Consider the following 23,030-nt stretch of genomic DNA (forward strand, 5'->3'; position numbering starts at 1 on the left):
CGATAAGATGGCTTCATGACACTGGATGCAAAGATAAGAGCGATTTTGGATGCGGGGAAGGCGCTGGGTCGGCCGCCGGTGGAGCAGCAGACGCCGGAGGAGGCTCGGACGGAGAGAGCCGAGATGATGGCGCGGTTTGTGCCGATGCCGGAGTATGCCGATGTGAGGGTGGCGGATCGGGCGATCGCTGCTCTTGGAATCGCTGCTCGGACGATTGCTGCGGCGGCGGGGCGAGAGATTGGCGTGCGGGTTTTTACGCCGGTGAGGGTTGGCCTGTTGCCGGTGGTGGTGTTCTTCCATGGAGGCGGGTGGGTGGCGGGGACGCTTGAGACGCATGATCCCTACTGCCGGGCGCTGGCAAAAGAGGCTGGAGTGGTGGTGGTCGCGGTGGACTTCAGACTGGCTCCTGAGCATAAGTTTCCGGCGGGGCTGGAGGATTGCGTAGCGGTTACGGAGTGGGTGTTGGAGCATGCCGGGGAGTTGGGTGGAGATGGCTCGCAGGTGATGGTGGGGGGCGATAGCGCAGGGGGAACGCTGGCTACGGTGGTGGCTCTGCTACTCCGGGATAAGGGTGTGGGTGGGCTGGCGGGGCAGATTCTGCTCTACCCGGCTGCGAGTTACTATGATCCGCCGACGCCTTCTTATCTGGAGAATGCTGAGGGGTATGGGCTGACGCGGAGGGGGATGATCTGGTTCTGGGATCACTATCTGAATGACAAGAGCGAGGCGGCGGACTTTCGGGTGGCACCGCTGCTGGCGGGTTCGCTGGCGGGGCTGCCGAGGGCGTTTGTGGTGACGGCGGAGTATGACGTGCTGCGGGATGAGGGACAGGCTTACGCACGGCGGATGGAGGCTGATGGGGTGGAGGTGACCCATGTGTTTGCGGAGGGGATGAACCATGGGTTCGCGGCTTCGGCGAATGAATTTCCGCTTTTGCCGCAGGCGAAGGAGATGCTGGGGAGGGTGGCGGCTTGGGTGAAGGCTGGCGGCTAGTTCAGCTGGGCTTTTTTGGGCTCCACTTTTTGCGCGCGGGTACATCGGTTGACACAGGCGGCGTTGCCGTTTCGGTAGACACTGTAGGGACCGGTTCCGAGGCAGACGCTGGGGTTGCGGATTTTGGCTGCCACTTCTTGCGTTCCGGCGTTGGGGCTTCGGGGGGCGGGGTAATCGTGGGTGCCGGCGCGGTGGGAGTTGGCGGTTCGATCGGAAGGATCTCAACTGTGGAAGCCTGAACGTTGCCTGGTTCCGGCTGAACAGGGGTTGCTGCTTTGGGTTGCCACTTCTTGCGTTCGGGGGTCGACGGGGTTGACGAGACTTCAGCCGCTGGCGCTGCAGGAGCGGGTAGAGTCTGGGTGGTGATGCTTTGTGTTGGTTGAGCGGGTGAGACAGATTTCGGTTGCCACTTTTTTCTGTCGATCGACGGCGGCGCGGGTGTATGCGGTGCCGAGACATCTTCCTTGCGGGGAGTTTCAGCAACAGCGGCGGCGACGAGTGATGTGGGGGCAGGCTCGGGGATGGATTGGGTAACGGGAGTTGCTGCGGGTTCGCTTTGTGTGACGGGAGTGGTGAGGCCTTTGCTGCGGCGGACGCCTTCGAGGAGGAGTTCGGCTACGTCTTTGATGGCGATGTCTTCGGAGTCGGCTTTGGTGGGGGTGCTGCCGAGCATGCTCTTGCAGAAGGGACAGCCAACGGCGAGGATTTTTTCTCCGGCGGCGGGGAAGAGGGTTTGCTGGACTTCGCGGAAGCGGTTGTCGGAGATGCGCTCGTCGCCCTCTTCTTCCTCTTTCCAGAACTGGGCTCCGCCGGCTCCGCAGCAGAAGGAGTTTTCGCGGTGGCGGGGGAGTTCGGGGGTGGAGTTGGAGAGGATGTTGAGGAGGTTGCGTGGAGGTTCGTAGACTCCGTTGTGGCGGCCGAGGTAGCAGGGGTCGTGGTAGGTGATGGTCGCTGCGCTGGGCGTGGCGGTGAGTTTTTTTGTGGCTACGAGGGTTTCGAGGTACTCGGTGTGGTGCATCACCTTGTAGTCGCCGCCGATCTGTTTGTACTCGTGGCCGATGGAGTTCATGCAGTGGGGGCAGCTGGCGACGATGAGTTTGGGCTGGACAGTGTTGAGGGTGGAGACGTTTTTGTCGGCTAGCTGGCGGTAGAGGTACTCGTTGCCGGCGCGACGGGCGCTGTCGCCGGTGCAGCACTCTTTTTTCCCGAGGACGGCGAAGTTGACCTCGGCGTGGGTGAGGAGTTCTACGAAGGCACGGGCGGCTTTTTGCGCCTGGGGATCGTAGCTGGCGGCGCAGCCAACCCAGTAGAGGACGTCGGGGGTGGGATTCTCGTCGGTGGTCTTGACGTTGAGGCCGTCGGCCCAGGCTAGGCGCTGCTCGTGGTTGATGCCCCAGGGGTTTTGGGCTCGCTCCATGCCGCGGAAGGCGGATTGAAGCTGGCTGGGGAACTCGCCTTCGATCATGACTTGATTGCGGCGGATGTCGATGATGTCGAGCATCTGCTCGTCTTGTGTGGGGCAGACCTCCATGCAGGCTCCGCAGGTGGTGCAGGCCCAGGCGGCTTCGGGGGAGAGGGCGAACTGGAGGAGCGGGCGGAGACTGGGTTTTCCGGCTTCGAAGGGCGCGGAGGTGAACGCGAAGGGGCTTTGCTGCGCGGCGAGGTCGTTGAGCTCCATGCGCTTGTTGATCTCGAGCGCGGCGGGAGAGAGGGATTTGCCGGTGGCGGTGGCGGGGCAGACGTCCTGGCAACGGTTGCACTGGATGCAGGCGTAGGCGTCGAGGAGACGGGGCCAGGCGAGGTCTTCGAGTTTGGCGGCGCCGATGGTTTTTGCGTTGGCTTCGTCTTCGGTTTCGTTCTCTGCGTCGAGATTGAGGGCTGCTAGAGGGAGGACTCCGGAGGTGGGTTCGCGGGCGACGAGGTACTTCGCCGGGGCCATGAAGATGTGGATGTGTTTGGTGTAGGGGAAGTAGGCGAGGAAGGCCAGGACGCTGCCGAGCGCTCCCCAGTAGCCGAAGATGCGGAAGGCTTCGGCGTTGGCGGGGGTGAAGAGGTGGGAGAGCAGGGTGGCGAAGGGTTGGAGCGGGTCGGGACCCTCGGAGGCGATCTTTGCTCCAGCTCCGATGGCTCGGCTGCCGACGTGGAAGAGGATGAAGGCGGAGACGATGAGGGAGTCGCGGGTGATCTTTTGGTGCTGAACGTCTTTGTGGAGGAGGGTACGTGGGTTGAAGCGGAAGTCGGTGCGACTGGGTAGGGCGAAGCGGCGGATGACCAGCGCGACGACGCCGAGCAGGACGAGGAAGCTGAGGAGGTCGGCGAGGAAGCTGTAAGCTGCGAGGACGGTGATGTAAGTGTAGAGAAACGCATGAGTGAGGCCGGGGACATTTGAGGAGAAACTTATATCGCCGGAAGATGCGGGAAGGAAGCCTTCGGCGGCGTCGACGAGATTGACGAGGCCATAGAAGACGAAACCGTAGAAGATGAAGGAGTGGAAGAGGCCGACGGTGGGGCGCTTCTTGAAGGTGCGCTGCTGGGTGAGGGTGGTGATGAGGGCGTAGAGGAAGCGGCGCGGGAGTTTGTTGAAGCGGGGTTCCGGGTCTGTGGTGCCTCGGCGAATGCGGAGGTAGAGGCGATAGAAGCCATGGAAGCCCAGTGCGAGGGTGACTGCTGCGAAGAGGAGGAAGGCGATCTTTTGGTGGAATGGAAGCATTGGGCTTGAGCCGCTAGTCTAGTGCTTGTTATGACGAACTGTGCGTCGTTTTCTATGAACCGTTGGATCTTGCCATGCATTGATACGAATCGCGGGATGAGAAAGACATACCCCAGGGGCTAAAGCCCCGCGTTAAAGGCAGATTGAGAGACCCAAGGCTAAAGCCTTGGGGTACCTAGATGCAAAAACGTCGATTTCTGAGATAACTCCTCGCGTTTGATGGATCGCCATCTCGCGCGCTGATGGTCTCTTGAACAAGTTATTTTTTTAGCTCGGCGAGGATGGCTGGGACTAACTGGGTTACGTCGCCGATGATGCCGTAGTCGGCGATTTTGAAGATGGGGGCCTCGGCGTCGCGGTTGATGGCGACGATGGTTTTGCTTTTGTTCATGCCGGAGAGGTGTTGGACCGCGCCGGAGATGCCGATGGCAATGTAGGTCTTGGGCTGCACGGTCTTGCCGGTCTGGCCGACTTGCTCGGAGTAGGGGCGCCAGCCTGCGTCGACGATGGCGCGGGTGGCTCCTACTGCGGCGCCGAGCTGGTCGGCGAGGGCTTCGACGTACTGGGTGAAGCCTTCGGCACTGCCTACGCCGCGGCCTCCGGAGATGACGATCTCGGCTTCGGCGAGCGAGATGCGGGAGCTTCGTTCGGCGGTCTTGCCGGTGATCTTGAGGCGCGGCGTGGGGAGGTTGAGGTCTACGTCGAACTGCTCTGCAGCTTCGGCCTTCGGCGCTGCGGGATTGAAGACGCCGGGTTTGATGGTGACTACGGCGATGGGCGCGGTGGTTTCGATGGTCTCGGTGACGCGCGCGAGGAAGGTGTAGCGCTGGGCTTGAAGAGTTTCGCCGGTAGCTTTGAGTGTAATGACGTCTTCGAGCAGGGGCGCGTCGAGTTTGATGGCTACGCGTGGGCTGTACTCGCGACCGCTGCGGCTACCACCGATGAGAATGAGGGAGGCTTCGCCTTCGGTGGCGATCTGTGCGACCGCCGTGGACCAGAGTTCGGGGTCGTACTGGGCGAGAGCAGGGAGATCGGCGACGAGAACCTGGTCGACGGCTTTGGCTGCTTCAGCGGCGATGGCTGCTATGTTGCTGCCGAGAACCAGGGCGGTGACGGGGGCTTCGCGGCCTGACTCGCGTGCGGCGGTGATCATCTCCCAGGTGCTCTTGCTTACTTTGCCGTTGGCATACTCCACGACGACGAGAATCATGCAATCACCCTGGCTTCGTTGCGGAGAAGATCTACAAGTTGCACGGCGGCGGCTGGGGCGTCTTTGCCATCGAGGATTTTGTTGAGGCGATTTTTTACCTGGATCTCGGCGCTGACGAACTTGAGCTTGGGCGCTGCATCGAATTGGTCGAAAGCCTCTTTGCGCAGCTCTTTTTTCTTCGACTTCATGATGTTGGGGAGCGTGGGATAGCGCGGCTCGTTGAGTCCCTGCTGGGTGGTGACGACGGCGGGGAGCTCGAGCGTAAAGGATTCGCTACCTTCGTCGGCGTCGTGCTTGCCGGTAAGGGTGGTGCCTGCAAGTTCGAGGGCGCTGGTCCAGGTGACCTGCGGCCAGTTGAGGCGCTCGGCGGTGGCGGCGGCGAGAGCGTGCGAGTCCCAGTCGGCCTGCTGACCGCCCGAGAGGATAAGCGTTGCTTCTTCCTGCGTGGCGAGCTGGGCGAGGACTTTGCTGAGCGCGATGGCGTCGAGGCGGGTGTCGGTTTCGACGTGGATGGCGCGGTCGGCACCCATGGCGAGGGCGGTGCGGAGGGCGTCCTGCACGCGGGCGGGACCTACGGCGACGGCGACGATCTCGGCTTCGATACCGCTCTCGCGGAGGCGCAGCGCCTCTTCGACGCCGTACTCGTCCATGGTGTCCATGACGAGCTTGCTGTTTTCGAGCGCGACGGCGTTGTTCGCGATGTGTACGCTCTCTTCGGCGTCGAGGACCTGCCGAATGTAGGTCAGTATGCGCATGTCATCTCTACCTTATCCTGTGTGTCGTTGTTTGACTGTTTGGCTTGACTCTTTATGGGATTAGTTCGGGAAAAGAGCTTTGGTCCAACGCGAGAAGGATACTGAATGGGCGTTCAGTTCGTCAACGCTCCCCAAAAACTCTGTCCTGCCGGACGGCCCCACTGCGCGTGGGGCGGTCACTTCGTGACTCGCATACCTTTTCTGGATGGATCTGACGGCTTTGGTCCTCCCTTCGGTCGGTGGAAGTTGCGAATCAAACCTTTAGGCCTATGAGGCGCATGAGTTCGATACCGTTGCTTTTGGTGACGACTCCCTCGTGCAACTTGAAGTCGAAGCTCATCGTTCCATTTTTGATTTCGTCCTGAAGATGAACGTTGTGAAGACGAGAATCGCGTTGTTCGCCGATGTTGGTGAGGGCGAGATCGTGGGTGCTGATGAGTCCGATGGCACCGCTGTCGAGCAGAGCGCGGACTACGCCTTCAGCTCCTATGAGACGATCCTTCGAGTTTGTGCCTTGCAGGAGTTCGTCGAGGAGGAAGAGGACGGGGGGATTTTGTTCGGCGAGGTCGCAGATCTGGCGGAGTCGGGTGATCTCGGCGTAGAAGCGGGAGCTACCTTCCTGGAGCGAGTCGTTGATGAGGATGCTTGCGCCTATTTGTAGCGGTGTGAGTTGCAATCTTTGGGCACGGACGGGAGCGCCAGCCATGGCGAGGACGGTGTTGATGCCGACGGCGCGCATAAGGGTGCTCTTGCCGGACATGTTAGAGCCGCTGATGAGCAGGACGCGGGTTTCGCCGCAGATGCTGACGTTGTTGCGAACGCACTTTGCGGCGGGGATGAGGGGATGACCGAGTTGTTCGGCGATGAAGCAGGGCGGAGCTGGGATGTGGTCGAGGCCTTCGACAAACTCGGGGAAGGGATCGGCGGGATGCTCGTAGGTGTAGGCGGAGAGGGAGAGGAGAGCTTCGGCTTCGCCGATTGCTGTGAGCCAGGAACGGACTGCGATTCCGTGGGCGTTGCGCCAGGCCTCGGCTGCATAGGCGACCTGGACGCCGTAGAGGAGTGGCACGTTGAGGGCGCGCAGGATGGGGTTTTCGAGGGCGTTGATGTACTCCACAATGGTGCGCAGGCGGGCGATGGCTTGAGAGCCGGCGAGGTGATGCGAGGAGAGTTGCTGCTTGAGGGTCTGCAGACGTTGGGATTCGAAATCTTCGCGTTCGAGACGGGCAAGGAGGGAGGAGAGGAGTTGGAGATCTTTGAGGGCGTGCTCGGTGGATTGAAGGACTTCGGCGGTTTGTTTGCGAAGAGAGGCGGTGAGGATGCAAGCGAGGATGAGGACTATAAAGAAGGGAGTTTTTTCTCCGCGCTCGGCCCAGAAGACGGCTGAAGCTATCGATGAGAGGGAGAGGAGGAGAGAGATCCAACGGAGAGCTTGATGCTTGAGCTGATTGGAGGCTTCCGCCCAGTGTGTGAGGGCTTCGGCGTGGATGCCGACCTTGAGATCTTCGCCGAGGATGGCGATGTCTTCGCGGAGGTCGAGGCGGGTGCGAAGTTCGGTGAGGGCGGCGTGGCGTTGCTTGAGGTCGGCGACGGGGGATGGAGAGAGGAGCCACGCGGCGAGGGTGTCTTCGCCCATGCGGGAGCGGGCGAGGGATAGGAGTTCGAAGAGACTGCCGGGGCCGAAGAGGTCGAGGTCGGTGGCGTAGAGGCTGGCGTGGGTGTCGATGCGTTCGCCGGTTTGGCTGGGGACGGTCTGGCTCCAGCGGTCTTCGGTGCGGGCGAGGCCCTTGCGGTAGAAGTCTACGGCGCGTTCGGCGCAGGCGCGACTGCGGAGCACTCTGGCATGGAGGATGGCCAGGGCGAGGAAGGTTGCGGGGCCGGCCAGCAGCCACCACGGAGAGAAGACGTCGTTGTGGAGAGAGAGCCAGGCGGCGATGAGGGTTGCGAGGACTACGAGGAGGCGGAGATTTCCGAAGCGGCGGTGCAGTTTTTCGAAGTGCGCGACCTGCTGCTCGCGGGCTTGCTGGCGCTGCCTGTACTCTTCGGAGGGAGAAAGATCGGACGGAGAGTAATCGGGCATTGAAAGATCGGGCGGAGGCACAGAGGTATTATCGCTTACCCCTGTGCCTCTGTTTTGAGGCGGTTATGTAGTGGCTGGGGTGGCTTCGATGGTGTTGGTGGCGGCGACTCGGGTGTACCACTTTGCTGAGTCCTTCATGAAGCGGCGCTGTGTGGGGAAGTCTACGAAGACCATGCCGAAGCGTTGGGTGTAGCCCTCGGACCACTCGAAGTTGTCGAGGATGGACCAGGAGTGGTAGGCGCGGACGTCGGCTCCGTCGTGAATGGCCCGGGCGAGTTCGCGGAGGTGCTCGCGGTAGTAGTGAATCCGGCGAACATCGGCGACGCGACCGTTGGCATCGGGGTAGTCGCCGTAGGAGCAGCCATTTTCGGTGATCTCGATGGGGAGTTTGTAGTCCTGCGAGACGCGTTGCACGATCTCGTACATGCCGCGCGGGTAGACCTCCCAGCCGATCTCGGTGAGGGGGCCTTCCTTTCCGTTGAAGTGGTCGAAGCCCATGGCGTCGTAGGAGGGCTTGGTGGGGGCTGGGGTTTTGAGATTGGCGACGATCTGGCGGAAGTAGTAGTTGACGCCGATGTAGTCGAGGGGCGCGGTCATGCGCTTGTCGTCGCCGCTTTGGAAGCCCATGGTTTCGAGGGGGACGCCGTGGACGAAGGCTTCGGGGTAGCGGCCACGGAGGGCGGTTTCGAGGAACCAGACGTTGTTGAAGGCGTCGAAGCGTTTGGCCGCGGCTGCGTCTTCCGGCGAGGATGTTGCGGGAGTCGTGGAGGACATGCTGAAGGCGCTTCCGACCTTTGATTTTGGGGCGATGGCCTTGATGGCGCGGAAGGCGTCTCCCTGGGCGAGGTTTACGGTGTGGGAGGCTTTGAGGAAGAGGTCGAAGTCTTGTTTGCCGGGGGCGTGGACGCCGCTGCCGTAGCCAAGATAGGTGAAGACCCAGGGTTCGTTGAAGATGGCCCAGGTGTTGATGCGGTCGCCGAGGGCTTTGACGGCGATCTCGGTGTAGTCGGCGAAGCGGGCGGCGGTGTCGCGGTTGGGCCAGCCGCCTTTGTCTTCAAGGGGTTGGGGGAGATCCCAGTGGTAGAGGGTAACGAGAGGGCGCATTCCGGCGGCCAGGACGGCGTCGGTGAGGCGCTTATAGTAGTCGATTCCCTTCTGATTCACGGCTCCTTCGCCGGTGGGCTGGATGCGCGACCAGGCGATGGAGTAGCGGTAGCTGCGCATGTTCATCTGCTTCATGAGGGCGATGTCGCCGGGGTAGCGGTGGTAGTCGTCGCAGGCGGTGTCCCCGGTGTAGGCGCCTTTGACGTTGCCGGGGGAGTGGCTGAAGCGGTCCCAAACGGTCTCGCCTCTACCGTCAACATTCCAGGCACCTTCTACTTGGTAGGCCGCGGTGGCGGTGCCCCAGAGGAAGTCCTTGGGGAACTTGACCTCGGCAGCGGCTGGGCCCTGGTCGGCCAAGGCGTCGAGGGCGGGGAGGATGGAGGCTGCGGAGAGCCTGGGGAGCGCGGCGGCGGCGGCCCATGCGGAGGTTTGGGCGAGAAAGCTTCGGCGATTCATGTCAGGTGGTCTCCGTGCGGATTATTTTATGAACGAAGTTCGCGGAAAAAATTGGATGGTGAAAGCTCGGATTTAGAAGGGGATTTTGGGGAAAATGTGGTTTTCGAGAGTGGTTTTTGGTGGTGTGGTTGTGGTGCGATGCGTGGTGGATGTGGTGTTTTGGATGGTGAATTGTGGTCTGAAAAATGGGCCAGGTTTTGGTGATTTATTTTTGGGGTGCAGTTTCTTGCAAAAACGAAAATACGGGAATCCTTTACTCCGTTCAGGATGACGACTTTCAGGGGACAGGAATGATGGCTTTGAACAGAGTTGAGGGTTAGGGCAAAAATTACCCGTCGGCGAAGAAGACATCTCTTCGCCGACGGGCTGTGTTTCGGTTGAGTTAGAACAGCACTTTGAGTACGAACTGGTACTCGCGGGGAACGTCGTTCGGATCCGTCTGGGTGATGGTGCCGAAGTTCGCGTTACCTAGCTGAGCGTTTGAGCTGTTGTTGTTGGCGATGAAGAAGTTGGGTGTATTGGAGATGTTGAACGCCTCAACGCGGAACTGTATGGTCGCACGTTCTGCGACCGCGAAGTTCTTGAAGAGGGAGAGGTCAACCTGACGGAAGTGAGGGCCAAACAGCGAGTTGCGCTGCGTGTTGCTGATGGTTCCGAGGGGTTGAGGAACGAAGGATGCGGTGTTGAAGAATGCGGCATTGGACTTGTGGCCCAGGCGCGGATCGGAGATGGTGTCAGGACGATCGTTGCCGCCCGCATTCTGCGGAACGGCGCGATTGCCGTAGCCATGCTCTGCGCCGTCAGCCTCGATCGCAGTGTCGTTGTTGAGGGGTCCCTGGTTGCCGCCGCCGTTCTCGATCGAGAAGACCTTACCGCTCTGCCATCTCGCGATCATGTTGGTCTGCCACCCGGAGAACGCCAGCTTCTTGACGCCCGTGAAGTTTTTACCGTACTGCAACTCGTAGTTGAGTTGCAGGGCGAAGCGGTTTTGGATATCCGTGTCCGCATAGCCGTATTCGGTCGCCCGGATGTTGGTGGGAAGCGCGTGAGACCATCCCTGGTCGCCCTGCTGGGAGTAGCTGCTGACGTCCGTCAGCGCCTTGGCCCAGGTGTAGTTGGCGTTCACAGCGAGGCCCTTGGTAAAGCGGCGCTGGAAGGAGGTCTGGAGACCGTTATAGTTGGAGACGCCGCCGCTGTTGAGGTAGCTGACACCGCTGAGGTTGGGCAGAGGCCCCGCCAGCGGACGTGCTGCAAGTTCCGGGTTGGTTACGACATTGAAGGGCAACGGTTGGTTGATGTTGTCGATCGACTCCGGCAGATGCTGGCCGATGTTGCCGACGTAGCCGATGGTGAGGACGTTGGCACCGATCTGCTGCTCGAGCTGCAGGTTGAACTGCTGGATGAGAGCATTCTTGAAGTTCCTCTGTTCGGCGACGAACCCAAGACCGGGAAGAGTAGCAAGGTTAGCCAGCTGAGCTGCACTGGGTGCAGCGGGCGGTGGGATTGCAACGGTAGACGATATGATGCCAGGCTGACCAAGTGTGGCGCAGTCTGGGTTTTGGCCCTTGGACGCGCCAGGGATCGAAGCCTCGAGCTGAACGGCCAAGGTGGACTGGCAGGCTGGAGCATAAACGGAGGTGAAGGGCGCGTTTTTGAGGTCGCCGTTCGAGGTGTAGTTGCCGGGGAAGTAGCTGATGCCATAGCCGCCGCGCAACACAGTTGTGGGCCGGGCGGAGAACGCGAAGCCCACGCGCGGTCCGATGTTGTTGTACTGGGTTGAGATGCCTGCGTTGTTGTTGACACCGTTGACTCCGGCGATGTTCAACGCGCTGGAGGTTGCTGCAGCGGGGCTGGAGAGAGCAGCGAGGTAGTCGTAGTTGGAGATGTGGTTATGCGCCTCGGTAAAGGGCGTGTAGATGTCGTACCGGGCACCGTAGATGACGGTCAGCTTGGGGCTGAGCTTCCAGCTATCCTGCGCGAAGAAGCCAGGCTCCCAGCTGCGGTAGTCAGGCGGAGAGAGGTTGAAGTTACGGGCCTGGTTGTTGAAGGCTCCAAGCAGCGCCGAAGCTAGCTGGTTGTCCTGGGTCTGCCCCTGATCATTTGATGTGCCCTGGGCGTTGAGGCCGTCGCTTGAGAGATTAAACCCGTAAGCTCCGACTGCAGAGGCGCTCTGGACGTTGCGGGCCTGACGGCGGACAAGAGCTGCGCCGAACTTGAAGTTGTGGTTGCCCTTGGTCCAACTGACGGTGCCGCTGTACTGGTAGGTGCCATCGATGTCCTGCAAGGGAACGTAGGCACCGTCGCCGATGTCCCCAAAGGGTCCGATGGAGACCGGGGTGAGGGAGTCTGCGAAGGGGCTGAAGTTAGTCATGCTGGCAGGGAAGCCGACCTTCTGGTCGATGCCGACGCCATAGTTCAGAGGAAGTGAGAGGTTGTTGATGCGCGTGTAGCCGGCGCGCAGATCGGCGACGAGCGCGGGGGTAAAGATGTGGGTGTAGCCGAGCTCGTACTGCTGGGCGATGTTCGTGGCCGGACCAGAAAAATTGTAACGTCCGCCGCTGATCTGGATGCCATTAACAGTTCCGAACGCTGGGGGTGTGAAGGTGTTGACGCTATTGTAGGAGAACCGAGCGAAGATTTGGTTTTTGTCATTGATCTTGTGATCGATGCGGGCGTCGTAGGTGTTGTAGCTCTGGGTGACGTTGGGGCTGATGGCGAAGTTAGACGCGCCGGGAGCCGCATTCGGGTTGGTGGGAGCGGGATAGAGCCGCTCATAGGCGAGGATGATCGGGTTGACCGCAGCCGCGCCACCGGCGCCCTGAGTGCCGTTATTGGTTCTCGAGAAGAGATCCGTGAGCGAACCGCCATTGACGCCGTTGATGTCGTTGTACTCCTGCTGGGTGGGCACCGTACCGGTATAGGTGGTGCCGCGAACGTTGCGGAAGCCTTCATAGTCGAAGGTGAAGAAGGTGCGGTCCTTGAAGATGGGGCCGTTGATGCTGGCGCCGTATTGATTCTGGCGGAGTTCGGGTTTAGGTCCGGTGGTCTGGAAGAAGTTGCGAGCGTCGAAGATGTCGTTGCGGAAGTACTCGTAGACGGAGCCGTGGAACCTGTTCGTACCGGATTTAGTGACGATGTTGATGACACCACCCGCGGTGCGTCCGGCTTCGGGAGCATAGGAGTTGGTCTCGATAGTGATCTCCTGGATGCCTTCGATGTTGGGCTTGACTCCGATGGTTCCGATGACGCGCTCGTTGTCGTCGATACCGTCGACGATCCAGTTATTGAGGGATTCGTCCTGACCGTTGACGGAGAGACCGGCGGCGTTAGTGCGGCGATCGTCGGGACGGCCACCGCTTGAGAGTCCGTTGCCGGCGCCTTCGTTTGCGCCTGGGGTGGAAGAGATGAGCTGGACAAAGTTGCGTCCGTTGAGGGGCAGGTCCTGCACAGCCTGGGCGGTCACGGTCGAGCTGACGGTGGCGTTATCGGCCTGAAGCAGGGGTGTGGAAGAGGTGACTTCGACGATGGTGCTTTCTGCACCCGTTTGGAGTTTGATGTCGTTACGGGCGCGGTCTCCTGCTTCTACGGCGACGACAGTCTTGGCTGACTGGAAGCCGGTGGCCTTGATCGAGATGGAGTAGGTGCCGACGGGGAGGAGAGCAAAGACATAGTCTCCGGAGCCGTTGGACTGAATGGTGCGCACCAGGTTGGTGCCTGTGTTGGTGAGGGTGATCGTGGCGTTGGGAACGACGGCGCCGGTGGCGTCGGTGACGGTGCCGAGGATGTCGGCTGTGGTCAGCTGCGCGAAGGCGGCTGAGGTAAAGAGGACGAGGAGCGCCAGGAGATATGCCGGCTTGCTCCACCCCTTAGCTATTCTGAGAAAAATTCTGCGTCCGCACTGGCCTGAGCGGTCCATCTGGGTAGTTACCTCGTTGATCATGTTGTCCTGCCCTTCGAGCTTTGGGTTTGTGAAACGTTTAAGTGAATCTGACACTCTTGTACTTGTGTTGGCAGACTTCTGTTTAGAGCTGCTCAGCACGTTGAATCTACTTACTTGACTGCTGTTGTTCGAAGAAGTCGCCGTATCCGGCAAATGTTGCTCGTACTGCATTTACTTCAAACGTTTGAGTAGGGGGAATGTCGTCATTCTTCCCCGGCTGTGGATTCTGCTGGATCGGCCTATTGCTTGTCAAGAAAGTTTTTGGCCGGGGAGTGACTTCGGAGGGTCGGCCGAGAGGCTTGTCCTGGGTTGGTTCGGGGTTGGTTCGGGGTTGGTTCGGGGTTGGTCATACCAGTTTGCGGGAATGGGAAGACTGTTTTTTCAGAGATGCTGGATCACGTTATCCCTGTGTGAGTGAATGCCGCTTTTGGGCGGTATTCCGACAACAAGTGTGTGGAGGGGCCGGGTGCCCTTGGGGGCAGTGGTCGGACGATTTTTGAGGGGTGCGGGACTCTGGCTGGTTACTGCTTGAAGTGCTTACTACCTTTGATTCGTCCCTAAAAATGGACAAGAGCGTGAAGGTTTTTGGGCGAGGTTGGGGCTGGCGGGGCTCGTGGTGAGTTACGGAATTTGCGAGGCTCAGTTTGGGGTTTTGAAGGTGGCCAGGAGGCGCTCACGAACGAAGACGATGTGATCGCGCATGGCGAGGCGGGCTTCGCGTTTGGAGTCTTTCTTGAGGGCCTGGTAGATCCTGGTGTGAGCTACGGGGGCGGTGGTTGCGGAGAGCTCGTAGGACTTGGAGCGGCAGAGGAGGGCCTTCTGCTGGACGTTTTCGAGGACGCGGCTGAGCTCCTGGTTGCCGGTGGCGGCGGCGATGAGGCTGTGAAAGCGCATGTCCTCTTCGATGTGCTCGAGCTTGTTGCCGTTTTTGAGGAATTTTTTGGTGCGGGTGATGCTGGCGGCGAGGTCGGTGAGGAGCTTGGGGGTGATGGTCGCGGCCTCGATGGCGTGGACCTCGAGGACCTCGCGGAGCTCGTAGAGGTCGCGGATCTCCTTGGCGGAGAACTGGCGAACGTAGGCTCCGCGACGGGCTTCGATGCGAACGAGACCTTCGGCCTCGAGGCGATTAAGTGCTTCGCGGACGGGAGATTTGCTGATGCCGAGCTGGGTGGCGAGGGACTCTTCGGTGAGGCGGGATAGCTCGCCCAGGGTCCCGTTCAGCACGCTCTGCTTAATGCTCCGGTAGGTGAGCTCGGTGAGGTTTGGGATTTTAGCCAGCTTAATCATGATAGTGGTCTGGAGGATTCTACACGACTGGACAGAGGCCGCTTATGGCGGTGGCTTGTGGGGATTTACTTGAGGGATTTCTTAGTTGCCGGGCTCCTGACTTCCGGGATGGTACTGGCGGGCGATGTGGTCCTTGAGGTCGGAGGGATAGAAGTAGACGTCACGGAGATTGCCGGTGCTGTAGCGGGTGGCCTGGTCGTTGAAGTGTGGGGAAGTGGGGTCACCGCTCTCGCCTCCGGCGGTGACGGCTTTGGCGTGGACTTTGTCTCCGAACTCGACTACGGCTACGAAGCTGTTGCCGCTGGTGCCGTACCACTTCTTTGTTCCGGGGTAGGGGCGGGCGCCGAAGGAGGCGAGGGAGCCCCAGAGGGAGGAGGTGAAGGGGACGGGGATGCTGGGCTGGGTGTCGTCGAAGGGTTGGGCGATTTTCCCAGTCGCGACGCCATTACCGGCTAGACGCTGGAAGCGGTTGATGTCGCCCCAAGGGGTCTTCCAGGTTCCGAAGTCGGCGGTGAGTCTGTCGGTGGCGTTGGAGAGCGATTGCAGGAGCTGGGCGGATGAAACTCTTGTTGCGATGAAGTCTTCGACGGAGATGCCGGCGGCTTTGGCGTCGGCGAGGGTGTGTCGGCGGATGTCTTCGCCCCAGAAGACGGCGAGCGAGGTGGGAATGGAGTCGACGGCCCAGCGGTGGTTCCAAGGGCGGAGGGTTGCGATCTGCTCGGTCAGCTTCGCTCTGAGGAGATTGGAGCGCGGGGCTTCGTCCCAGGCTTTGAGGAGGGCGGGGAGTGGCTTGTCGAACCAGGGGAGGTAGCTGTCGTAGGCGGCGGCGATGAGTGAGTCGAGAGTGAAGTCTTTTTTGTTCTCGAGGACGCGGATGGCGTGGAGGCCGCGGGCGGTTTCGGTGCCGGTTTCGACGTAGGCGGGGTAGTCCTGCTTGCGGAGGCTGCTGGCGCCTGCTCCGGACCAGGGCGAGTTGTTGCTGTTGTAGAGCCAGCCGCTGCCTGGGTTGAGGAGTTGGGGGATCTCGTCGACGGTGAGGAGACCCTTCCAGTCGGTGGCGGGGTTGCTGCCGTCGACTGGTTTGGTGAAGTCGAAGGCGGGGTCGCGGCGGGGGATGAAGTTGCCGTGGAAGTAGGCGATATCGCCGTCGGCGTCGGCGAAGATGGTGTTGTTGGAGGAGTTGGCTTTGAGTTCGAGGGTCTGGCGGAAGGCTTTGTAGCTGGTGGCTTTGGTGCGGAGATAGGACTGGGTGAGAGCTTTGATGGGCTCCTGCATGAGGCGGATGCTGACCCACTTTCCGCTCTCTTCGCGGATGACGGGGCCGTGATGGGTGCGGTAGATGGTGAACTTCATTTCGGCCATGCCGTGGTCGGTCTTGTAGGGGATGGTGATCTGCTCGGCGGTGATGGGGCGTTGCTGGTTGCCGTACCGATAGGTGAAGTGGTCGCCCTTCTTCTCGACGGTTTCGAGATACTCGTCGACCGCGTCGACACCGCTCGAGGTGTGCATCCAGCCGGCACGCTGGTTGAAGCCCTGATAGATGAAGAACTGGCCCCAGGTGACGGCTCCGTAGGCGTCGAGATCTTCGTCGCTGGTCATTTGAAGTTCGGAGCGGAAGAAGAGAGAGGTGTGGGGGTTGATGAGCAAGAGGGCGTGGTGGTTGGCGGTGTTCGATGGGGCGATGGCCATGCCGTTGGAGCCGGTGGGCTCGGGTGGGTCGCTGTCGTGGATGTATGGAAGATTTGCCGTGAAAATGAAGTGCGGGTGTCTCTCCACTACGGCGGCAAGATGCGCCGCATCCGGTCGAGATGACTGTATTTGAGGCTCGCTAGAAAGATGAGAGCCAACGGCAGGAGCGACGGGCGGTGGGTGAGAGTAGAAGGCTTCGAGCTGCGGGAGGTCGATGCGTTCGATGTCGCCGCCTATGCTGCCTTCGGTGAAGGAGAGGGCCATCCAGGGTTCGAAGTGGTGGATGACTCGCGGCTTTACCTCGGGGTGTTGGTAGAGATAGAAGTTAAGGCCGTCGGCGAAGGCGTCCATGAGGGCGTGGAGCCATGCGGGGCTGTCGGCGTACTGCTTCTTCAGTGCTATGGGGTTGATGAAGAGCTTCATGCGGAGGTCCTGGTAGATGCGGGATTCTCCTTCTGTTTCGGCGAGGCGGCCCATGGCGTTGATGTAGTTGATCTCAATGCGATTGAAGTCGTCTTCGGCCTGGGCGTACTCCATTCCGAAGACGGTGTCAGCGTCGGTCTTGCCGTGGATGTGCGCGATTCCCCAGTAGTCGCGGGTGATGGTGACGTTGGCTGCTTCTTGCTTCCAGCGTGTCTGCTCTTCGTTTTGTATTGCGCGGAGTGCGGTTGAAGAGAACAGGATTGCTATGAGGATGACAAGCGGATTGAAACAGCTTCTGTTCTGCATGAACGGCGCATCTCCGTGAGCGGGGTAAGTTCGACTGGCGCGGCGGTGCGAACAGTTTACCTGCTGGGAGAATTCCGTTGGTTAGAAGCTGTGCTGCCGGACAGGCCCACTGCGCGTGGGGCGGGCGTTCACACGCCTTTTTTAGTGCTTCGCGCTGTCCTCCCGTTGGTCGGAATCGACCTTCTCTTCCGACCAACGGGAGGACCTGTGCAACTCATCCTACCGCGACCGGTATACACGTCACGACGTGACCGCACGGGGCCGTAGAACTGGGTGTGGTTGAAGGTGGCGTTGGGATGCTCATTGACCTGGTCGATGTGGTATGGACGCCGAGCTTGAGGGTGTGTGTGCCAATTGATCGCGAGACGCCTGGGAACGCAGCCCCCTGCGTTACTTGAGAGCTGGGCGCAGCGGTTTAAGTTCTCCGTCGTTGGGTGCGGGTTTGAGCCGGAGGAGTTTTGCGATGAAGTCGTAGACGTCTACGTTTTGAAAGCTTGGGAGTTTTGTTCCTGGGCGGATGTCCGGGCCATTCGCGACGAAGAGGGCTTTCATCTCGGGCATGCGGGTTGCGTCGTAGCCGTGGTCGCCTGCGGGCGGCTTGCGGGAGCTTTCATGGGCGCGAAAGACGTAGGGTCCGTTGGGCACAATGACAGGATCGCCTTCGCGTGGGTTTTCGTTGAAGTGCAGATAGGCGGGGACGTCGGCTCGGCGGTAAACAGTGAAACGTGGGTCGGTGTGAGCGCGAAAGCTCTCGTAGGCCTTCTGCGCATCGGCTTCGGTGTCCGCGTAGAGGAGCGCGCCATCGGTTTTGAAGTGCGAGAGATCGGCGTATTGGTCGAGGGTGACCCAGTCGCCTTCGACCTTCGTCATGCCGTGATCGGCGAGGATGATGAGGTCGATGGGGAGGTGCGTGGCGTCGAGCTTGGACTTCAGGTCGCCCATGAGTTGATCGACGTGATGGACCTGCTGCTGCTCTTCGAGTGAGTTGGGGCCGTAGTTGTGGCCGGCGTGATCGGTGTTGCTGTAGTAGAGAGTGATGAAGTGAGGGCGTTGCGGTGGCGGCAGCTGGAGCCACGCGATGACCTGGTCGATGCGCTTTTCGTCGTCGAAGGCGTCGTCGAAGTGGACGTACTCGTCGGGCCGTTCGCCGGCGATCTGGGCCTCGGAGCCGGGCCAGAAGAAGGAGGCGGCGCGCATTCCGTGTTGCTCGGCCAGCGACCAGAGAGGAGTGCCGCTGTACCAGCTTCCGTCGCGATTTGTCTTGTTGTCTTTGTAGGAATAACCCTCGCCTCGGGCGGGGTCGTAGAAGGTGTTGCCCACGATGCCGTGGTGCTCGGGATAGCGGCCGGTGATGAGGGTGAAGTGATTGGGAAAGGTGATGGAGGGGTATGCGGGAAGCATTCCTTCCGGCGCTGTTGCTCCGGTGCTTGCTAACGCGGCGATGTGGGGTGCGCCCCACTTTTGTGGATAGTCGTAGCGGAAGCCGTCGAGCGAGACCAGAACGACGTAGTGTTTTTTCTGCTGCCTGGGCGAATTGAGAGGCCCGGCGGTCTCGACAACCTTGCCGTTATCAGCGCTCTGGGGAGAGATCGCTCGAACGCCTTGCGCTGCAGAGGCAAACAGAGCTGCGATGAGGCACGCTTTGAGGATGAGATGGCGAGCGAACAAACAGTGCTCCCTGGTTGCTTGGCTATGAGCCTGGTTGATGGACGAGTGGGCTGATACAGAGAGGTCTGGATTGATGTTAGTGATTCTCTGGCAGACTGACGTCCGTGTTTTGATGAAAGTTGCAGCTGCGGATTTGGGTATAACCTTATTTTTTCAGGATTTGTTTTTAGGACTACTTTTCAGGAGACGATGCGTGCCCGTTGATCCGTTGCGAGTGATCTCCGACCTTCAAGAACTTCGTGCCCTAACGGCAGATGCCAATGGTGCCCAGCGGGTGGCGTGGAGTTCCGTGTGGCAGGAGGCGCGGGCGTGGTTTCAGAGCAAGCTGGAGGGGCTGCCGTTCGAGCATCATTATGATGCTGCGGGAAATTCGTGGACGACGCTGCGGGGGGGCTCCGAGCGAGCACTTATTCTGGGGAGTCATCTCGATTCGGTTCCGAACGGCGGTTGGCTGGATGGGTGTCTGGGTGTTTTGGCTGGATTTGAGGTGTTGCGCAGTCTGGCGGAGGATTTCGAGGGCGAACCGCCAATCACGATTCGGCTGGTGGATTGGGCGGATGAAGAGGGAGCGCGCTTTGGACGGAGTCTCTTCGGCTCGTCTGCGTTTGCCAGGACCCATACGATTGAGGCTGATCGCGGACGTACGGATCGCGATGGAGTTCGGCTGGAGGATGCACTTCGGAGTTGCGGCGTCGCCATGGATCAGATAGGAGACGCGGCAAAAGAACGAGGCGGTGCGGCTGCTTACCTGGAGTTGCATATCGAGCAGGGGCCGGTGCTTGAAGGGATGGGGCTGCCGCTGGGAGTTGTGCTTGGAACCAAAGGCGTGGAGCGGCATGCGATTACGTTCCTTGGGCAGGAGGCTCATTCGGGGTCCACTCCGATGGGTGCGAGACGAGATGCGCTGGCCGCTGCGGCGAAGCTGGCGCTTGAGATTCGTCCGATCGCACGACGGCATCCGGACGCGGTTGCGACGATGGGAAGCGTGAAGACTTTTCCTGGGATTGTGACGGCTGTGGTTGGACGCTGCGAGGCGACACTTGATATGCGGGATCTGGACGCGGGGGTGCTTGCCTCGATGTTAGCCGAGGCTCGCGCTGCGAGTGAACGCTTTGCGAAGGAAGAGGGATGCACGGTCGATTGGTCGAGGATCTGGAGTATCGAACCGATACCGTTTGATGCGCAGCTTATTGCGTTTTCCGAGGAAGCTGTCCGCGAGACGGCGGGCGTGTCCCATCGACTGCCCTCGGGTCCGTTGCATGATGCTGCGGAGGTGGCGCGCGCGGGGATTCCGACGGTGATGATGTTTACGCAGTCGCTTGCCGGACTGAGTCATAACAAGGCGGAAGATACGAGGGTCGAAGATTTGACGCTGGCTGTGCAGGCCTTTGACCGGCTTGCGAGGAAGACGTTGGAGTGGTTGAGCGAACGGGGAGGATAACGGCGTGTGTTGTGATTTCACGGTGGATTTCGCTCTCGACTGACGAGGAGTTTGTTGTGATGGTGCATAATAGTCACTCCTGAGAAAAGATATGCGGGGCAAGGAGGGTCATGTTGTCTTCTTCCATGATGCAACTGCTTCCATTGGATGGGCGTTTCGAAGAGGCGACCGGACTCCGATGAACGAGCGCGTTCCCTTTCCTGAGCAGGTTGTAGCCACTCCAGAGGTGGTAGAGCGTTTTGGCGATCTGCATCCACCCTTCGACAGACAGGCCGCTGTGCCCGAGGCGAATCGCTGTCTGTATTGCTTTGATGCTCCGTGTACGACCGCCTGCCCGACGCATATTGATGTGCCTAGCTTTATTAAGAAGATTGCCAGCGGAAATCTTTCTGGGTCGGCGCGAACGATTCTGGATGCGAATATTCTGGGTGCGAGCTGCTCTCGCGCGTGCCCGGTTGAGGTGCTGTGCGAAGGTGCATGCGTGATGCACCGGTATAACAAACAACCGATTCAGATTGCACGGCTTCAGCGCTTCGCAATGGACGCGCTCCACGAGAGTGGAGCTCCGCTGCCGTTTGAGCCTGGGCCGGAGACTGGGTTGGCGGTCGCGCTGATCGGTGCGGGACCTGCTTCGCTGGCTTGTGCTGCTGAGCTGCGACGGCGTGGCATTCGTGCCGATCTTTATGACGCGCGTCCTCTGCCTGGGGGTTTGAATACCTATGGGGTGGCGGAATATAAACTTCCGCTGGTGGAGAGTCTGCGGGAGATTGAGATGCTTTCGCAGCTGGGAGTGGAATTTCACTTCGAGACGAAGGTGGATGCGGCGGGGCTTGCGGAGTTGGAACGGACGCATGATGCGGTTTTTCTGGGGATTGGGCTTGGCGCGATTCATCAGCTCGGAGTTGCTGGCGAGGAACTTGCGGGGGTGACGAATGCTCTGGATCTAATCGCCGGGTATAAGTCCGGTGCGCTGACGACGGTGCCGGAGCGCGTGGTGGTGGTGGGAGCGGGAAATACTGCTATCGATGCGGCCATCGCTTCGGTGCGGCTAGGTGCGAGCGAGGTCCATATTCTTTACAGGCGAGGGCAGGAGCAGATGTCGGCGTTCACGTTTGAATACCAGCATGCGAAGGACGAGGGCGTGAAGTTCCTGTGGCATGTGCAGCCGACAGGGATTCGCGGGGATGGAGTCGTGAAGGGACTCGAACTGACGAGAGTTGCGGGGACTGAGGATGGTTCGATTGTGCCTGAAAAAGATTCGGCGTTTGTTCTCGAGGCGGATTTGATTGTTCTATCGATTGGGCAGGCTACGCATGCGAATTTTCTCTCTGGATCTTCGAGTTCTGGGTCTTCGAGTGCGTTCGGGAAGATTCAGCTGGAGCGTGGCCGGATTGTGATCGATCGTGCGACGGGGCAGACCTCTCAGCCTAAGTTTTTTGCTGGGGGAGACTGCACGAACGGGGGGCGCGAGGTCGTGGACGCGGTGGCGGACGGGAAGCGCGCTGGAATCGGAATCGCTGGATGGCTGGGGGGGCAACATGGCAAAGGGTAGACCGACGCTTGCGAGCACTTTTTGCGGCATCGAGTGCATGAATCCGTTCTGGCTGGCGTCTGCGCCGCCGACCAACTGCGGCGAACAGATTATGCGGGCCTTCGATGCGGGCTGGGGAGGAGCGGTGTGGAAGACGATTGGCGAGCCGATTACGAATGTGAGCTCGCGCTACTCGTCGATCGATTGGGAGGGGCGGCGGATGATGGGCTTCAATAATATTGAGCTCATCTCGGATCGCCCGATTGAGGTGAACCTGCAGGAGATCGCGGAGGTGAAGCGGCGGTATCCGAAGCATGTGGTGATCGCTTCGCTGATGGTTGAGAGTAAGCGCGAGAGCTGGCATGAGATTGTGCAGCGTGCCGAGGATGCAGGGGCTGATGGGCTGGAGCTTAACTTTGGATGTCCGCATGGGATGAGCGAGCGGGGTATGGGGTCTGCGGTGGGGCAGGTGCCGGAGTACTGCGAACAGATTACGGGATGGGTGAAGGAGAAGGCTCGCACGCCTGTGATCGTTAAGCTGACGCCGAACATCTCGGATATACGCATTCCTGCGCGGGCTGCAAAGCAGGGCGGGGCGGATGCGCTCTCGGCGATCAATACAATCAACTCGATTACGGGCATCGATCTGGATACGTTTCAGCCTAATCCGAATGTGGATGGCAAGAGTTCGCATGGCGGTTACTGTGGGCCTGCGGTGAAGCCGATTGCGCTCAACATGGTTCAGCAGATACAGGCTGATGCTACGAGTGCGCTTCCTCTGTCAGGTATTGGCGGCATTGGAAGCTGGCGCGATGCGGCGGAGTTTATTCTGCTGGGATGCAGCACGGTGCAGGTGTGTACGGCTGCGATGCACTACGGCTACAGGATCGTCGAGGATATGCAGGACGGGTTGTTGAACTGGATGGCGGAGAAGGGCTTCGCTACGATCGAAGACTTTCGCGGGTTGTCGCTTCCGAATGTTCACGAATGGAAGCAGCTTAATCTCAACTACCAGATTGTTGCTCGTATTCATGAGGATCTATGCATTGGATGCCAGCTTTGCTATACGGCGTGCTGGGATGGCGCGCATCAGTGCATTCATCTTGATCGCACATCGCCTGCGCCGGATACGACACGGACGCCGAAGATGGTTGAGGCTGAATCTGCGCGACGAATTTCGACTACGCCTATTCCGAAGCTTGACTCGGGAACTTCGGGCAGGACGAACGCGATTACTCCGCTTGAGCGCATTCCGCGGGTAGATGAGCACCATTGCGTGGGCTGCAATCTTTGCTCGCTGGTTTGCCCGGTTGAGAACTGCATCACGATGGAGCGCATCGACAAGGATCTTCCGTTCGAGAGCTGGGAGGAGCGAGTTGCCAAGGGGCTGGTCGCGACGGGGACGGGTGAAGTGATGAGTACGAATACTTGATGCGG

Annotated in this window: 13 protein-coding genes; 4 read left to right on the forward strand and 9 right to left on the reverse strand. The window is 60.1% G+C overall.

Annotated features, from left to right (window positions below; all coding sequences use genetic code 11):
* The first annotated feature begins 15 nt into the window (after positions 1-15).
* Positions 16-993: an alpha/beta hydrolase gene (locus HDF08_RS15400; protein ID WP_179639499.1), complete on the forward strand. Its 978-nt coding sequence runs from the start codon at positions 16-18 to the stop codon at positions 991-993.
* A 1-nt stretch (position 994) separates the two neighbouring features.
* On the opposite strand, the gene HDF08_RS15405 is transcribed toward HDF08_RS15400, so the two are convergent.
* The 9 genes from HDF08_RS15405 to HDF08_RS15445 form a co-directional block, all read right to left on the reverse strand.
* A complete protein-coding gene (locus HDF08_RS15405; protein WP_179639500.1) occupies positions 995-3,703 on the reverse strand; it encodes a (Fe-S)-binding protein in 2,709 nt (902 codons plus the stop codon).
* Positions 3,704-3,962: 259 nt separating this feature from the next.
* Positions 3,963-4,913, reverse strand: a complete 951-nt coding sequence (locus HDF08_RS15410; RefSeq protein WP_179639501.1) for an electron transfer flavoprotein subunit alpha/FixB family protein — start codon at positions 4,911-4,913, stop codon at positions 3,963-3,965.
* Entirely contained in the window at positions 4,910-5,668 is a 759-nt protein-coding gene (locus tag HDF08_RS15415) for an electron transfer flavoprotein subunit beta/FixA family protein (RefSeq protein ID WP_179639502.1), read from the reverse strand. The genes HDF08_RS15410 and HDF08_RS15415 overlap by 4 nt, the downstream gene beginning before the upstream one ends.
* 253 nt (positions 5,669-5,921) lie before the next feature.
* Positions 5,922-7,748 (reverse strand): MutS-related protein, encoded by a 1,827-nt coding sequence (locus tag HDF08_RS15420; protein ID WP_179639503.1) that lies wholly within the window; start codon positions 7,746-7,748, stop codon positions 5,922-5,924.
* 63 nt (positions 7,749-7,811) lie between these two features.
* Complete coding sequence (locus HDF08_RS15425) at positions 7,812-9,308, reverse strand: GH1 family beta-glucosidase (protein WP_179639504.1); 1,497 nt, start codon at positions 9,306-9,308, stop codon at positions 7,812-7,814.
* A 382-nt stretch (positions 9,309-9,690) separates the two neighbouring features.
* A complete protein-coding gene (locus HDF08_RS15430; RefSeq protein ID WP_373563204.1) occupies positions 9,691-13,302 on the reverse strand; it encodes a TonB-dependent receptor in 3,612 nt (1,203 codons plus the stop codon).
* A 585-nt stretch (positions 13,303-13,887) separates the two neighbouring features.
* Entirely contained in the window at positions 13,888-14,535 is a 648-nt protein-coding gene (locus HDF08_RS15435) for a GntR family transcriptional regulator (RefSeq protein WP_179639505.1), read from the reverse strand.
* Between the two features lie 81 nt (positions 14,536-14,616).
* Positions 14,617-16,953, reverse strand: a complete 2,337-nt coding sequence (locus tag HDF08_RS15440; protein ID WP_179639506.1) for a penicillin acylase family protein — start codon at positions 16,951-16,953, stop codon at positions 14,617-14,619.
* Positions 16,954-17,343: 390 nt separating this feature from the next.
* On the reverse strand, positions 17,344-18,621 hold the full coding sequence (locus tag HDF08_RS15445) for an alkaline phosphatase family protein (RefSeq protein WP_257031168.1): 1,278 nt from the start codon (positions 18,619-18,621) through the stop codon (positions 17,344-17,346).
* A 193-nt stretch (positions 18,622-18,814) separates the two neighbouring features.
* Here HDF08_RS15445 and HDF08_RS15450 point away from each other — a divergent pair, with 193 nt between their 5' ends.
* From HDF08_RS15450 to preA, 3 genes are all read left to right on the forward strand, one after another.
* Positions 18,815-20,062: a Zn-dependent hydrolase gene (locus tag HDF08_RS15450; protein ID WP_373563205.1), complete on the forward strand. Its 1,248-nt coding sequence runs from the start codon at positions 18,815-18,817 to the stop codon at positions 20,060-20,062.
* A gap of 178 nt (positions 20,063-20,240) precedes the next feature.
* Complete coding sequence (locus HDF08_RS15455) at positions 20,241-21,614, forward strand: NAD(P)-dependent oxidoreductase (protein WP_179639507.1); 1,374 nt, start codon at positions 20,241-20,243, stop codon at positions 21,612-21,614.
* The gene (gene preA, locus HDF08_RS15460) at positions 21,601-23,025 is read left to right on the forward strand and encodes an NAD-dependent dihydropyrimidine dehydrogenase subunit PreA (RefSeq protein WP_179639508.1); all 1,425 of its coding nucleotides are present in this window, start codon (positions 21,601-21,603) and stop codon (positions 23,023-23,025) included. Before HDF08_RS15455 ends, preA begins: the two co-directional genes overlap by 14 nt.
* The last annotated feature ends 5 nt before the right edge of the window (positions 23,026-23,030 follow it).

This window comes from Tunturiibacter empetritectus, assembly GCF_013410875.1.
Taxonomy (GTDB): Bacteria; Acidobacteriota; Terriglobia; order Terriglobales; family Acidobacteriaceae; genus Edaphobacter; species Edaphobacter empetritectus.

Coding starts and splice junctions, on each gene's coding strand:
- HDF08_RS15435 (WP_179639505.1), bottom strand. CDS start 14,535: ATGATTAAGCTGGCTAAAATCCCAAACCTCACCGAGCTCACCTACCGG.
- HDF08_RS15415 (WP_179639502.1), bottom strand. CDS start 5,668: ATGCGCATACTGACCTACATTCGGCAGGTCCTCGACGCCGAAGAGAGC.
- HDF08_RS15405 (WP_179639500.1), bottom strand. CDS start 3,703: ATGCTTCCATTCCACCAAAAGATCGCCTTCCTCCTCTTCGCAGCAGTC.
- HDF08_RS15440 (WP_179639506.1), bottom strand. CDS start 16,953: ATGCAGAACAGAAGCTGTTTCAATCCGCTTGTCATCCTCATAGCAATC.
- preA (WP_179639508.1), top strand. CDS start 21,601: ATGGCAAAGGGTAGACCGACGCTTGCGAGCACTTTTTGCGGCATCGAG.
- HDF08_RS15410 (WP_179639501.1), bottom strand. CDS start 4,913: ATGATTCTCGTCGTCGTGGAGTATGCCAACGGCAAAGTAAGCAAGAGC.
- HDF08_RS15400 (WP_179639499.1), top strand. CDS start 16: ATGACACTGGATGCAAAGATAAGAGCGATTTTGGATGCGGGGAAGGCG.
- HDF08_RS15455 (WP_179639507.1), top strand. CDS start 20,241: ATGAACGAGCGCGTTCCCTTTCCTGAGCAGGTTGTAGCCACTCCAGAG.
- HDF08_RS15420 (WP_179639503.1), bottom strand. CDS start 7,748: ATGCCCGATTACTCTCCGTCCGATCTTTCTCCCTCCGAAGAGTACAGG.
- HDF08_RS15425 (WP_179639504.1), bottom strand. CDS start 9,308: ATGAATCGCCGAAGCTTTCTCGCCCAAACCTCCGCATGGGCCGCCGCC.